The 13,570-nt window shown below is 63.7% G+C and carries 14 protein-coding genes; 6 read left to right on the top strand and 8 right to left on the bottom strand.

Annotation, left to right across the window (positions count from 1 at the left end):
• Positions 1-349 precede the first annotated feature (349 nt).
• Complete coding sequence (locus V8Z74_RS12570; RefSeq protein ID WP_349709526.1) at positions 350-967, bottom strand: glutathione S-transferase family protein; 618 nt, start codon at positions 965-967, stop codon at positions 350-352.
• 227 nt (positions 968-1,194) lie between these two features.
• Between V8Z74_RS12570 and purB the strand changes: the two genes are divergently transcribed.
• Positions 1,195-2,574, top strand: coding sequence for an adenylosuccinate lyase (gene purB, locus V8Z74_RS12575; protein ID WP_349709527.1), 1,380 nt, complete (start codon positions 1,195-1,197; stop codon positions 2,572-2,574).
• Positions 2,575-2,702: 128 nt separating this feature from the next.
• Positions 2,703-3,263, top strand: a complete 561-nt coding sequence (locus tag V8Z74_RS12580) for a YaeQ family protein (protein WP_066474230.1) — start codon at positions 2,703-2,705, stop codon at positions 3,261-3,263.
• A gap of 3 nt (positions 3,264-3,266) precedes the next feature.
• On the opposite strand, the gene V8Z74_RS12585 is transcribed toward V8Z74_RS12580, so the two are convergent.
• The gene (locus tag V8Z74_RS12585; RefSeq protein ID WP_502879526.1) at positions 3,267-3,995 is read right to left on the bottom strand and encodes an N-acetyltransferase; all 729 of its coding nucleotides are present in this window, start codon (positions 3,993-3,995) and stop codon (positions 3,267-3,269) included.
• A gap of 400 nt (positions 3,996-4,395) precedes the next feature.
• Entirely contained in the window at positions 4,396-4,815 is a 420-nt protein-coding gene (locus V8Z74_RS12590; protein ID WP_349709528.1) for a DUF3717 domain-containing protein, read from the bottom strand.
• 526 nt (positions 4,816-5,341) lie between these two features.
• Between V8Z74_RS12590 and V8Z74_RS12595 the strand changes: the two genes are divergently transcribed.
• The 3 genes from V8Z74_RS12595 to V8Z74_RS12605 all read left to right on the top strand — a co-directional run bounded on the left by V8Z74_RS12595 (position 5,342) and on the right by V8Z74_RS12605 (position 7,229).
• A complete protein-coding gene (locus V8Z74_RS12595; protein WP_349709529.1) occupies positions 5,342-6,106 on the top strand; it encodes a TerC family protein in 765 nt (254 codons plus the stop codon).
• A 123-nt stretch (positions 6,107-6,229) separates the two neighbouring features.
• On the top strand, positions 6,230-6,703 hold the full coding sequence (locus V8Z74_RS12600; RefSeq protein ID WP_066474217.1) for a universal stress protein: 474 nt from the start codon (positions 6,230-6,232) through the stop codon (positions 6,701-6,703).
• Between the two features lie 178 nt (positions 6,704-6,881).
• Positions 6,882-7,229 carry a phage holin family protein gene (locus V8Z74_RS12605; protein WP_349709530.1) on the top strand — a complete coding sequence of 116 codons (348 nt, stop codon included), beginning with the start codon at positions 6,882-6,884 and terminating at the stop codon, positions 7,227-7,229.
• Here V8Z74_RS12605 and V8Z74_RS12610 read toward each other — a convergent pair.
• Positions 7,191-8,840, bottom strand: coding sequence for a M48 family metalloprotease (locus V8Z74_RS12610; RefSeq protein WP_349709531.1), 1,650 nt, complete (start codon positions 8,838-8,840; stop codon positions 7,191-7,193). The two genes, V8Z74_RS12605 and V8Z74_RS12610, sit on opposite strands and share 39 nt — an antisense overlap.
• 170 nt (positions 8,841-9,010) lie before the next feature.
• On the opposite strand from V8Z74_RS12610, the gene moaC reads away from it, so the two are divergent.
• The gene (moaC, locus tag V8Z74_RS12615) at positions 9,011-9,499 is read left to right on the top strand and encodes a cyclic pyranopterin monophosphate synthase MoaC (RefSeq protein ID WP_349709532.1); all 489 of its coding nucleotides are present in this window, start codon (positions 9,011-9,013) and stop codon (positions 9,497-9,499) included.
• 196 nt (positions 9,500-9,695) lie between these two features.
• Here the strand turns inward: moaC and V8Z74_RS12620 are convergent, their stop codons facing one another.
• The 4 genes from V8Z74_RS12620 to V8Z74_RS12635 form a co-directional block, all read right to left on the bottom strand.
• A complete protein-coding gene (locus tag V8Z74_RS12620; RefSeq protein ID WP_349709533.1) occupies positions 9,696-10,277 on the bottom strand; it encodes a pilin in 582 nt (193 codons plus the stop codon).
• A 296-nt stretch (positions 10,278-10,573) separates the two neighbouring features.
• On the bottom strand, positions 10,574-11,296 hold the full coding sequence (locus tag V8Z74_RS12625; RefSeq protein ID WP_349709534.1) for an FHA domain-containing protein: 723 nt from the start codon (positions 11,294-11,296) through the stop codon (positions 10,574-10,576).
• Positions 11,297-11,536: 240 nt separating this feature from the next.
• Complete coding sequence (locus V8Z74_RS12630; RefSeq protein ID WP_349709556.1) at positions 11,537-12,292, bottom strand: Stp1/IreP family PP2C-type Ser/Thr phosphatase; 756 nt, start codon at positions 12,290-12,292, stop codon at positions 11,537-11,539.
• 280 nt (positions 12,293-12,572) lie between these two features.
• The gene (locus tag V8Z74_RS12635; RefSeq protein WP_349709535.1) at positions 12,573-13,265 is read right to left on the bottom strand and encodes a TerC family protein; all 693 of its coding nucleotides are present in this window, start codon (positions 13,263-13,265) and stop codon (positions 12,573-12,575) included.
• Between the last annotated feature and the right edge of the window lie 305 nt (positions 13,266-13,570).

Here is a 13,570-nt window from a genome sequence, read left to right on the forward strand (position 1 = left end):
AAAAGTGAGCCCTGCCGGGCCGCCGCAAGCGGCTCCGGCAGCAATGATCGGATTTGGCCTACAGGCAGAAACAGGACTTCCTCAAAATGTTACAAATTCGATACCCCCAGGCTATGGAACTTCTGCAAAAGTGACGCATCTATCGAAACATCAGGTGTGAATCAGGGAGGCCACCTCAGTCGATTTCATGTTGCGAAGCCTTTGGGTCTGCCCAATGAACCGCCCGGAGCGCTTCTCCTCCCTCCCTCTCTTAATTCGTTTCGGGATGCTTCGCAACTTTTTTATTACGCAGCAAAAAGGCCACTGATCTGCCAGTGGCCTTTTTCTTTGGGCAATGGCCTGCGGCGGCCTAGCGGGGCTCGGTGGCGGTAAAGCTGGGGCGCGCGCCGATCTTGGCCAGCAGGGCCGCCAGATTGGGGTGCTCGGTGCGCCAGTCCAGCTCGGGGAAGCGGAAATCCAGCCAGGCCAGGGCGCAGCAGACGCTGATGTCGGCCAGCGTCAGATGGGTGCCGCCGCAGCAGAAGGGCTTGTCGCCCAGGCCGTGGGACATGACCTTCAGAGCGGCCCGGATCTTGCCCATCTGCCGGTCTATCCAGGCCTGCGAGCGCTGCCCGTCCTCGCGGCCGGGCCAGGTGGCTTCCAGGCGGGCCAGGGCGCCGGCATCCAGCAGGCCGTCGGCCAGCGCTTCCCAGGTCTTGACCTCGGCACGCTCGCGGCCCGTGCCGGGAATCAGCTTGCCGACTGGCGACAGCGTGTCCAGGTATTCGACGATGACGCGTGAATCAAAGATGGCTTCCGTGCCTTCCATGATCAGGCGCGGTACCTTGCCCAGCGGATTGCCGGTGCCGGGGGCGCGATCGGCCTCCCAGGGGTTCTCCTCGATGAATTGATAGTCCAGCTTCTTTTCTGCCAGCACGACGCGGACTTTGCGTACATAGGCGCTGGAGGTGGAGCCGATCAGTTTCATAGATGCTGTTCCGTGACACAGGTCACCGGCAGGGGCCGGCGCACCGATTCTATGCGTTGGACATGGGGTTCGCCGACACCGCCCGCGGCGGCATTTGTCATCAATGCTGGTGCAGCTGGCGCCTGTACCCCGGGATTGTGCAGGAACGTCAGGTAAATGACTTGCAACGGCTGCAAGCAACCCGGCGGCCCACGCAGCTGATGCGGCGCACCTACAATTGCGCCACCATGAACCTGTCCTCCCTCACCGCCATCTCCCCGCTGGACGGCCGCTACGCCGCCAAGTTGTCTGCCCTGCGCCCCATCATGAGCGAATACGGCTACATGCACCGCCGTGTCCAGGTGGAGGTGACCTGGTTCATCGCCCTGTCGGATGCCGGCTTTGCCGAATTCCCTGCCTTGTCCGCCGAATCGCGCGACTATCTGCACGCTTTGGTGGCCAATTTCTCCGAAGCCGATGCCGACGCCATCAAGGCCATCGAAAAGACCACCAACCACGACGTGAAGGCCGTGGAGTACTGGATCAAGTCCAAGTTCGACGGCCGCGCCGAGCTGCAGAAGGCCGCCGAATTCGTGCACTTTGCCTGCACCAGCGAGGACATCAACAACACCAGCCATGCCCTGCAACTGCGCGCGGGCCGCGACACCGTGCTGCTGCCGGCCGTGCAGGGCATCATCGCCAAGCTGCGCGAGATGGCCCACCAGTACGCCGACGTGCCCATGCTCAGCCGCACGCACGGCCAGACGGCTTCGCCCACCACCGTGGGCAAGGAAATCGCCAACGTGGTGGTGCGCCTGCAAAAGGCAGCCGCCAGCATCTCCGGCGTGAAGATCCTGGGCAAGATGAACGGCGCCGTGGGCAACTACAACGCCCACCTGTCGGCCTGGCCCGGATTCGACTGGGAAGCCTTCAGCCAAAATGTGGTGGAGTCCGCCGAGCCCAAGGGCCTGGGCATCACCTTCCAGCCGTACTCCATCCAGATCGAGCCGCACGACTACATGGCCGAGCTGTTCGATGCCATCGCCCGCGCCAACACCATCCTGATCGACCTGTCGCGCGATATCTGGGGCTATGTGTCGCTGGGCTACTTCAAGCAGCGCCTGAAGGCCGGCGAGATCGGCTCCTCCACCATGCCGCACAAGGTCAACCCCATCGACTTCGAGAACGCCGAAGGCAATCTGGGCCTGGCCAACGCCCTGCTCAAGCACCTGGCCGAGAAGCTGCCCATCAGCCGCTGGCAGCGCGACCTGACCGACTCCACCGTGCTGCGCAACATCGGCGTGGCCATGGGCTATGCCGTGCTGGCCTATTCCTCGCTGATGACCGGCCTGAACAAGCTGGAACTCAACGAAGAGCGCCTGGCCGAGGACCTGGACAACGCCTGGGAAGTGCTGGCCGAGCCCATCCAGACCGTGATGCGCCGCTATGGCGTGCAGGGCGCCTACGAGAAACTCAAGGAAGTCACGCGCGGCAAGACCGTGCTGGCCGAAGACCTGCACCGCCTGATCGACGGCCTGGAAATTCCCCAGGCCGACAAGGAACGCCTGCTGGCCATGACGCCGGCTTCGTACATCGGCAAGGCCGCCGAATTGGCCAAGCGCGTATAAAACGATAGCTGTTTGCGCTTGATATTCAAGCGTTTCAGTATTCAAGAGCTGCCAAAGCCAATGTTGATTGGCGCTGGCAGCTCTTGTTTTTGAATCCTTCTTCTGGACTGCCTGCGGGCAGCACCGCCATGGCCATCAAGTCCACCATCTTCAAAGCCAATCTGTCGATCGCCGACATCGACCACAACTACTACGCCGACCACAACCTGACCCTGGCGCGCCACCCCAGCGAGACCGACGAGCGCATGATGGTGCGGCTCGTGGCCCTGGCGCTCAATGCCCACCAGTTGCAGGACCTGTGCAACGGCGACGGCACGCTGGGCTTTGGCGTGGGCCTGTCCGACCCCGACGATCCGGACGTGCACATCACCGACTTCACCGGTGCCAAGCGCCTGTGGATCGAGGTCGGCCAGCCCGAGGAAAAGCCCATCACCAAGGCCTGCAACAAGTCCGACCATGTGCTGGTCTACCCCTTCAACCATGCGGCCCACGTCTGGTGGAAAGGCATCGAGGGCAAGGTCAACCGCCAGGACAAGCTGGAAGTGCTTTACATCGATTCAGGGATTGCCCAGCAACTGGGTGGCCTGGCCGAGCGCAGCATGCAGCTGCAGGCCACGATCCAGGAAGGCCAGCTCACGCTGTCCAGCCCGCTGGGCACGGTGTTCGTGGAGCCTGTGCGCTGGAAGTGAGCTTCAGGCCTGCCCTGGCGCGAGCTCCATCTTCACCCCGCGGGCAAAGTCCTGCAGCGGCCGGTCCCGTCCCAGCAGCAGGCGGCGCGTGGCCAGCCGGTCGAGCACGCAGGCCGGCGGCGCCTCGCGGCCCAGGTATTGCAGGCGCTTGGTTTCGGCAATGCCGACATAGTGGCTTTCGTAGCCGCGCGCCAGATGGTTCCAAAGCCCGTGTGCGCCGGGCGACTGGCGCGCGCCGCTGAGCAGGCAGGTGCCCGCATCCAGCACACTGCGGTAGACCGCGCTGGCCAGCCCGCGGCGCTGGTAATGCGGCGCAAAGCGCGAGTGGGGCGAGCGCACATGCCGGTCCGTGCGCCTGTCCACCTCGACGAGGCGGTTGAACACGGTGTAGCCGGCCAGCCTGCGCCGGTCCAGATCCTCCACATAGGCATACCACTCGCCGTCGGCTTCGCGCCAGTGCAGGCAGAACTGCGGATCGTGCAGCGGCCGGCGCTGCAGGCCGTGGAGCTTGCTGCCCGGCTGGTAGATGCAGTCGTAGATGGCTTCCAGCTCGCCATCGACCAGGGGCTGCATCACGTCGATGCGCAGCTCGGTCACGGGATCGGCCAGCGCCAGCGGCCGGCGGCTGTCGATGCGGCTGCGCCAGCCGGATTTGAGCCAATCCAGGGCGGTGCTCAAGCTCGCGTTCAGGGGATTGCCCGGCCTCGTGCTCGGGACGGCCATTGTTGTCATGCATGTGCTCCGTCGCAGAGCGGCCAAGGCGCGGCTCTGCCCTGATGAGCCGGGACGGCTCCGTGGGACGGCCCGCCTGGGGCGGGCTGTGAGGATGCGGTAAGGCCTGGCGGTCAGCGGTGGAGAGCCCTGTGCAAGGCTGCTGTGCGTCGGCCTGGAATGCTGCGCCGCCCGGTTCCGCTCAGGGCGACGCCTCAGGGCCGTGCTGCCTGGCGGGGGCCGATATTGAGCCTGGCGGCGTCACGCTCGCGCAGCCGGGCCGCCGTGGCGGGCCAGAAAGGGCAGGCTTGCGAGAGGGACGCTGGCATGGAAGGCGGCAGGCGATGGCCCGAAGGCAGTGGACAACCGGTCCATCTTAGGCGCAACACAACATCGCACTGCCGCAGTGCGAAATGGCGGGCTAGGTGACGCAGCGCTTTTCCATGGCCCGCTCGGCATAGCGGGTAAAGCGCCAGGAGTCTCCTTCTGCCGTGATCCTGCGCCAAACGGCACGCTTTTCCGCCGGTTCCAGGGCTGTCCACAGCTGGACCTCATCGAAGCTGCGGCCACAGCCCTTGCATTTCTCGTCCCCCTGGCTGGTGGAGCAGATGGCAATGCAGGGCGTGTCGGGCGTGGTGTCGTACCAGGCCAGCCAGGCCGCCATGGCATGCGCGGGAAAGCCCTGGGTGCTCACTTCCTGGGCCCGGGCATGGATCATCAATGCATACACCTCGGCCAGCGCCCGCACCTCGGCGGACAGCAGCACGCCATCGGGCGATGGTGCGCGGTCACGCCAGTAATTGATGGCAGCTTCGATATCGGTGATGTGGAGGGCGGTCATGGATGCACGGCAATTCGGGACTGGGATCATAAGTCCTCGTGCCGGGCCTTGCCCCGCCATGAAAAGCAGTGCCGGAACCGGCAAGGTTGCTATTGAATACGGAGCGCATCACGCAATTTGAGCGGTCGTTGCATGCGTTTTTTGCTATATAAAACCTGTGAACAAGCCGGGTTTTGCGGCTTGTCATGCTGCGGGGGCTGTGTTGAAATCCGCAGCTTCGAAGGGGAGTAGCTCTTTTCCGGTCACTGCCGCTGCACAGCGGTGCGGGCACCGGCGGCGAATCGGTCGTCAATACGAAGCCTCGGCTTCCGGCCATTCGGGTTGCAGTCGCGCTGCAATCGAGCAAGACCTTTGATGGACCCGATGACGGTCGATCAAGGTGGCTTCCCTCCAGCCAGGTTTTCCTCGCTCGGGCAGACGCTTCGGCTTGGTCGCATCGGTCTTTTGGTGCCAAGAACAAGCAAATGCCGGCAACTGTCCAGGATGTGCTTGCTTTTTGGCGGCATTCGACAACGAGGAAACATCAATGGATCTGGACTTTCTCACCCATGCCCCGTTCTGGATAGCGCTGGGACAAATCATCATCATCGACATCCTGCTCGGCGGCGACAACGCGGTCGTGATCGCGCTGGCCTGCCGCAAGCTGCCCGCGGAGCAGCGCAGAAAAGGCATCATCTACGGCACTGCCGGCGCCATCGTGCTGCGCGTGATTCTGATCGTCTTTGCGATGACGCTGCTGCAGCTGCCGCTGCTGAAGGTGGTGGGTGCGCTGCTGCTGGTCTGGATCGGCATCAAGCTGATTGCCCCCGACGAGGACGGGCACGACAACATCCAGGGCAGCGACAAGCTGCTGGCCGCGATCAAGACCATCATCGTGGCCGATCTGGTGATGTCGGTGGACAACGTGATCGCCATTGCCGGTGCCGCCCAGAGCTCGGGCGAACACCAGCTGCTGCTGGTGGTGCTGGGCCTGCTGATCTCGATTCCCATCATCGTCTGGGGCTCGCAGCTGGTGATCAAGCTCATGGAGCGCTTCCCCGTCATCATCGTGGCCGGCGGCATGCTGCTGGGCTGGATTGCCGGCGGCATGCTGGTGACCGACCCGGTCTTCGTGAACACCGACAAGTGGCTGTGGGTGCCCAAGCTGGGCACGACCGACGCACAGGGCCTGGCGGAAATCTCCACCACGCTGTACTGGGCCGCCCATATCGCCGGCGCGCTGCTGGTGCTGGGCATCGGCAAGCTCGTGGCCAACCGCCGCGCCGTGCCCGCACCCAGCGAGCAGAGCTGATCCGCGGCAAAACCTGAGACATGTGAAGGGGTGCCGGCCGGGCACCCGCTTCACACGCCTCACAATAGGGGCGATGGTCCCCGGGGACCATCTCCTTCAACCAGGCTCCAACAAGGACAGATTTTGAACCCCATCATTGTTTACGTGGATGACGCCGCATACGCCATGCCCATGCTTCAAGCCCTTGCGGGATCAAGCCAGGCGGCTTCTTCTCATTGGCTGCTGGTGGCTTGCGCTCCGCGCATGACGCACCGGGTGAGCAAGTGGGTGAGCCACCGTGCACGCGAGAACTGGCGCGGCAAGTGGGCCGACAAGCTGTTCGCCTCCGTGCTGCCCGTGATGCAGGAATGCGGTGCCAAGGTCACGCCCGTGCTGGCCAAGGGCCCGCTGGCCGAACTGGTGGCCGAGCTGCAGCAGCAGCATGGCGCGGCGCAGATCATCGATGCACGCCGGCCCAAGCAGGAAGCGCCGCAGGCTGCTCCCGCCAAGCCGGCCGCCCAGGGCGCTTCCATGGGCCGCCGCTGGAACCTGCCCGGCACGCTGGCCGCGCTGGGCGCGCTCATGGGCTTTGTGATCGACGACTCGCTCTCGTTCTGAAGCCTGCGCGCTGGCGCCTTGTCTCGGGCCTTGTGCGGCATGCCGCACAAGGCCTTTTTATTGTTGCCGGGCCGCCCCTGGGAATCGGCAGTCCGCCCTACGTATGCAGGCAGTTGCTGCATCCGACGAGGCTGCGCGGGGACATGCCGTGCAGGCCGGACGCTGCTATGCTGGCCCCATGAAGATCATCATCAAATGGCTGCTCAGCGCCGTCGCCCTGCTGCTGGTGGCCTATCTCTATAGCGGCGTGCAGGTTCATAGCTTCGGCTCGGCCATGATCGCGGCCCTGGTCATCGGGCTGCTCAACGCGGTGCTGCGGCCGGTGCTGGTGGTGCTCACCCTGCCGGTGACCATCATCACCGTGGGCCTGTTCCTGTTCGTGGTCAACGGGCTGATGTTCTGGCTGGCCTCGGGCATCCTGGGCGGCTTTCACGTCACCGGCTTTGGCGCGGCCATGCTGGGCGCGCTGATCTATTCGGTGCTGGGCCTATTTGTTGATGCTCTTGTCGCGCGTCTGTTCCCGTAGCAGCTCCTGCACGGCACGCAGGCGCGTGTCGATGATGGAGGCCTCGAAGTAGTCGGCCTTGGCGCCGCTGCGCCGCGTCAGGTCCTGCGCCGCCTTGAAGCGGTCCACGGCGGCCGCATAGTCGTAGTGCGCCACCTGCGCTTCGGCCTCGGCGCGCAGGGCGCGCACTTCCTGCCCCTGTGCCCGCCACACGCGTGCCAGCGTCTGCCAGCTCGTGGCGTCCTGCGGATGGTCGGTCACCCAGGTCTGCAGCGTACCGGCCATGGAGTCGGCCTGATTGAGCCTGAGCAGGATCTCGCTGCGCAGCAGCATCTCGGGCCGGCGCGGCGCCACATGCTCGACCACGTTGACGGTGGACAGGCTGGGCCCGGCCTCGCGCGGCCCGGCCAGATTGCCGCCAGCCGTGGCCTTCGGCGGCTTCTGCGCAGCCGGCGCCTGGGCCTGGGGCAGCGCTGCCAGCGCAGCCTGGGCATTGCCGGCCTTGAATTCCAACTCCGCGTGCAGCCATTGGGCCTGCAGCCGGGCCTCGGCATTGCCGGCCGTGGCACTGAGCAGGTGTTGCAGGGTCTCGCGCGCAATCTTCCAGTCCTGCAGCTGTATGGCGCTCAGCGTGGCAGCGTATAGCTGGCCCACCTGGTCGGCCAGCGGCAGCGCGGCAAAACTGCCCGAGCGCGGCAGCGTCTCCCATTGGCGCAGCACTTCCACGCCATAGTTGGACAGCACGCGTGCCCGCGCGGCCATCATCATGTGCTCCAGCGTGGGGGCCGGCCCTGCGGCGCGCCTGCCGGGCGGGATGCGGGAGTCCATGTCGGCAATCCGCTGGGTGGTCAGCGGGTGGCTGCGCAGATAGGGCCAGCTGCCGTTGTCGTTGAGGCGGCTGGCCTGCTCGAGCTTGCCGAACATGCTCACAAAGCCCTGGGGCGAAAAGCCGGCCGGCGCCATCAGGCTGTAGCCCATGCGGTCGGCTTCGCTTTCCATGGCGCGCGAGAAATTGAGCTGGTTCTGCACGGCCAGCGCCGACCCTCCCGTCATCAGCGCCATCGCCGCATCGGGGCTGCGCGTGGCCGCCAGCGCGCCGAGAATCATCGAGGCCAGCATCAGCGGGGTCTGCCTTCCCTGCTGCGCCATCAGCCGCGCGATATGGCGCTGGGTGATGTGGCTGGTTTCGTGGGCCAGCACCGAAGCCAGCTCGTCCCCGCTGCCGACCACGCCGATCAGGCCCAGGTATACGCCCATATAGCCGCCGGGCAGGGCAAACGCATTGACCTGGCGGTCCTTGCCCAGCAGCAGCGTCCAGGCAAAGCGTTCCTCGAGCTCGGGCGACAGCTCGCCGCGCTTGCGCGCCGCGTCCTGCAGATGCAGCCAGATGCCCTCCACATATTCCTGCAGTACCGGATCGTCCAGATAGTCGGGGTCGCGGTACAGCTCCTTGGCGATCTGGTCGCCCAGCCGGCGCTCTTCCCCGGTGGTGATGGACGAGGCGCCATCACCCAGCGTGGGCAATCCCTGGGACAGCACCGGTGGCGCGGTGCACTGCAGTGCTATCGCAATGGAAGCTGCCAGCGCTCTGGCAGCAAGGGTTCTATGCTGTTTTCTTGTGAAAAATGGCATGGCGGTCACGGATGCATCGGCTGGGAAGAGTCACGGCTATCATGCCTTGGTTGCCTGGCAGGGCCGGAAGATTCCCGCTCTGGCCGGCTTTTACATTCTTCCTGCTGCTTGCCCACCATGCATTTTTCGCTTTGGCAGCAAGCGGTGACGATCTTGCGAGAAAACCAGCCATGTCTTCCTTGACCCATTTCGACGCCCAGGGCCAGGCCCATATGGTGGATGTCGGCGCCAAGCCCGCCACCCACCGCATCGCCATAGCCGAAGGCCGCATCACCATGCAACCCGAAACCCTGGCCATCGTTCAAAGCGGCACGGCCAAGAAGGGCGACGTGCTGGGCGTGGCCCGCATCGCCGCCATCATGGCGGCCAAGAAGACCAGCGACCTGATCCCCCTGTGCCACCCGCTGGCCCTGACCCGTGTGGCCGTGGACTTTGAACTCCAGCCCGAAACCAGCTCCATCCTCTGCACCGCAACCGTGGAGCTGAAGGGCCAGACCGGCGTGGAGATGGAGGCCCTGACCGCCGTGCAGGTCGGTCTATTGACCATCTACGATATGTGCAAGGCGGTGGACAAGGGGATGGTGATGGGGGGAGTGAGGGTGCTGGAGAAGCGGGGGGGGGAAGTCGGGGAATTGGATGGCCTGCGATTAGCTTTTTAAATCGCTAACCGAGGAAATATTCGTCTTTAAACTAATTATTTTTAGCGTCTAACTAAGACTAATTATCTCATTTAATAAAATTACAAGAATTTATAAAATAAATTTATCTTAAAAAGAAATTTGTAGTTAGAAATAAATTTTCATAAGAAAAAAGGCCTCATTTAAAATGAGGCCTTTTACTATTTAAAGTTTATTGTTAAGACGATGCAGCTTTGAAATCTGAGCCACCGGGAATATCACCAACAGAGCAGCTACCAGGCAACAACTTCTTCAATTCAGCCTTTGCGTTCGTTGAGGCCATGCACTTCATGCCACCAATCTGTTGGCCCGTAAGACCACCCTTGTCTGCTCCTGCCAAATCTGTAGTTGCAATGTTGGTACCATCTTTTTTCAGAGGTACAAAGTACAGGTACTCGCCGTCAGGAATGCCAAGTTCCTTGTTGGCCGTATCTTTGAGAGTCAAGCGAGCTGCGCCAATATCATTCGTCGCGATTTCAAGTACGTACTTTCCAGCCACGGGCTTGCTGTTCGCTGCAGGAATTTCGCAGCCCCAGCCACCAGGGCCGGGGTTTGTGGCAGAGAGTGCGTCCATGGAGGTCTGGTATTTAGCTGAAACGTCAGAGCGACATGCCGATCCTTGTAGCACCACCTCAGCAAAACGCGACTTGGCCATATAGCTTTGATAAGCAGGCAAAGCCACGGCGGCCAGAATACCGATGATCGCCACGACGATCATCAGTTCGATCAGGGTGAAACCCTTTTGGATGGAACGCTTCATGTTTACTCCCTCGGTTGTAAATGACGCAGTGGATGTAAGCAACTGCCGTGCCAAGTAGCGCAAGTAGTGTTCAAGCGCATCAAATGTGTCTTTGTGTATCTAAAACACAATTAAGAACATTTTTGGCATGTGGATACATGGGAGTGACGTTTTTGTCAGTTTGAATGGCGTTTCTTGTGACGCGAAAGGCTGCAGTTCCGGCCAGGAGTGCGCTGGTCGATGCTGGCTGTACGCTGTCCTCGGGTGTGACTGCAACTGTTGAATGTCAGAGTCGAGGGTAGGAGCGACGTCGAGCGTCATTCCCCCACTACAAACTGCATCTGCGTGCCCGCCAGTTCCACCATATCGCCGTGCAGCAAAGGCACGGGCAGCGGGCCGACATTCTGGCCGTTGAGCTTGAGGGCGGTGCTTTCGCCTTCAATGTGGGTGAGCACAAAGCCATGGGGCTTTTGTGTGATGGAGGCAATGGCCACGCCGGGCTTGCCCAGGGTGGTGACCACTTTGTAGAGCGCGACTTCCTGGCCGGCCAGGCCGCCGGTGAGCATGCGGATGGTGGCGCGGCGCTGGGTGGGAAGTGCAGGGACTCCCTGCAGCGTGGAGGAGAAGCTGGACACTTCGCCAAAGCCCGAGGGGCTGCTGAGCTTGCTGCCCAGCCCGTGGGTTTCGCCAGCCGTGGCCGCCATGGCCTTGAGCGTGGCGGTCAGGCCGTGGCGCCTGGAGGGCTTGTCCGCCTCCTCGTCCAGGAAGCGGATCTTGTAGCGGCCCACATCCAGCAGGTCGCCATTCTTGAGCGTGCAGCGCTCGATGGCGTTGCCGTTGACATGGGTGCCATTGGTGCTGCGCAGGTCTTCGATGGTGACGAGGCCGTTCGCCATGGTCAGCACGGCATGCTCGCCGCTGACGGCGAGGTTGTCGATCACGATGTCGTTGTACGGTCGGCGGCCCAGGGTGGTGCGTTCCTTGGTGAGCTGGACCTCCTTGATCACAGCACCGTCGATAGAAATGACCAGAGTGGGCATGCTGAAAAAGCTCCTGTCTTGGGCCAAGGGCTGGCCTTGGTCATTGCCATTATCGTAACTGTTTGAAACCAAGGCAGGGCCGGGCGGAGATTCTACAAAGCTTCCCAAAGCCAGGCGCTGCGGTGGAGTGGCGCGTGTTCGGCAGTGCCGGTTTCCGGCCTGTTCATCAGGCCTTGCCATGTTCTGCTGCCGCATCCGTCTGCCGTCCTGCGGGAAAAGAGACCGGCGGTCGCTGATGCGCTATGGCGCCGTCAGTGAGTCCGGTCCTGCTTCAACGGCTGTCGACTCCATCAGGATGACGCCGATATTGTCTTTGCCGCCCGCTGCATTGGCGGCCTGCACCAGAGCGGTCAAGAGGATGGGCAGCGGAGCTTGTTCGGCGAACAGTTTCCCGATTTCTTCGTCGCTCAGCATGTCGGTCACGCCGTCGGAGCACAGCATGATGCGGTCGCCGGCCTGCAGCGGCCAGCGGCTGATGTCGGGCTCGACCTCGTGGCCCACGCCCAGCGCGCGCGTGACCAGGTGGCTCAGGCCGGAGCTGCGGGCGTCCTGCTCGCGGATATGGCCGGCGTCGATTTCCCGCTGCACCAGCGAATGGTCATGGGTGATGCGGGTCAGCGCGCCCTGGCGCCAGCCGTAGGCCCGCGAATCGCCGAGATGAGCGAAAACCACTTCCTCCGGCAGCACGGCGGCCGCGACCACGGTGGTGGCCATGCCGCGGCAGCCGGGCGTGCTGCTGGCCGCGGAAAAAATGGCGGCATTGGCCAGCTGCAGCGCATCGCGCAGCGCCGTTTCCAGATGGGCGGGCGCAGCCGGAGCATCCTGCAAGGCGGCGGGCACCAGTTTCACCGCCATGGCGCTGGCGATTTCGCCGGCGCTGTAGCCGCCCATGCCGTCGGCCAGCACGGCGACGGGCCAGGGCCTGGCATCCGGGTGGATGGCGACGGCATCCTCGTTGTTGCTGCGCTGCAGCCCCGTGTCGGTCCGCGCCACCATGTGCACGGCGGGCCGGACGACGTTGGATGTGGAGCGCGGCAGGGGCGACGGGGGCAGCATGGGAGGGTGGCGCAAGAGGCGGCGAGACCGGGAACCGGCTCCTGATCTTGGCATGGCGGTGCTTCCATGAAAAGGCCGGGGAGGGTGCCCGTTACGCAAGCGGTATGAAATCAGGAGCGGGCAGCGCTTGCTGCTCATTGGGTATGGGGATGTTAGAGCCTGTTATTGAGAGGCAGCAGGCGCAAGTAGCTCCTTTTTCGGGAGCTTATCTCTCCATCCGTCACGCCGCTGCGCTGCGGTTGGCCCGGGCCTGCAAGGCCTTGCCGGTCACTACCACCAGCAGCGCGCCGGTGGCCGCCGCCGCATAGTGGATCCATGGCGTGGCCTCGGCAAGCGCGGCCAGCACGGCATCGCCGGTGGTGGTTTCCCCGGCCACCCAGCCGATCAGGGCCGCGCCCAGCGTGACGATGACGGGAAAGCGGTCCATGAGCCTGATCATCAGCGTGGAGCCGAAGACCACCAGCGGGATGCTGATGGCCAGTCCCAGGATCAGCAGCAGCATGTCGCCGCGGGCCGCTGCGGCCACGGCGATCACGTTGTCCAGGCTCATGACCAGATCGGCCAGCAGGATGGTGCGTATGGCGGCCATCATGCCGGTTCGGGCCGTCTGGCGGTCTGCGTCATCGGCGCTGTCGTCCTCGCGCAGCAGGCCCACGCCGATCCACAGCAGCAACAGGCCGCCGATGATCTCGACAAAGGGCAGCTGCATGAGCCGCGCGGCGACCACCGTGAGTGCGATGCGCAGCACGACGGCGGCGCCGGAGCCGAACACGATGGCCTTTCTCTGCTGGTGCGCCGGCAGGCCGCGCGCCGCCAGCGCAATCACCACGGCGTTGTCGCCCGAGAGGATGATGTTGATCCAGACGATCTTGAACAGGCCGATCCAGAAATCGGCGGCAAGCAGGGCTTCCATGGGCAGGCTTCCTTTGCCCAGGTGCATGTTTCCGCCAGGATGCGCCGTGCAGCGCGCAAGAGAAGCGGCATTGCCGCCTGGGTCGATGACGGTCCAGTTTAGTCATCTGCCGCGCCGTGGCGCGGGGCACTATTGCTGCTGGCGTCATGGACATGCGCCGCGGGCTTGCAGGAGCGCGGTGCGCGGTGTACCGCCCGGCACATGCCGGCTTGGTGCAGGCCGGCTTGGCGCAGGCCCAATGAAAAACGCACTGCCGGTGCAGTGCGTTTTCAGGGGCTGGCAGCCGCATCGGCCGCTGCCGGGTC

This window comes from Comamonas sp. w2-DMI, from assembly GCF_040187735.1.
Classification (GTDB): domain Bacteria; phylum Pseudomonadota; class Gammaproteobacteria; order Burkholderiales; family Burkholderiaceae_C; genus Comamonas; species Comamonas terrae.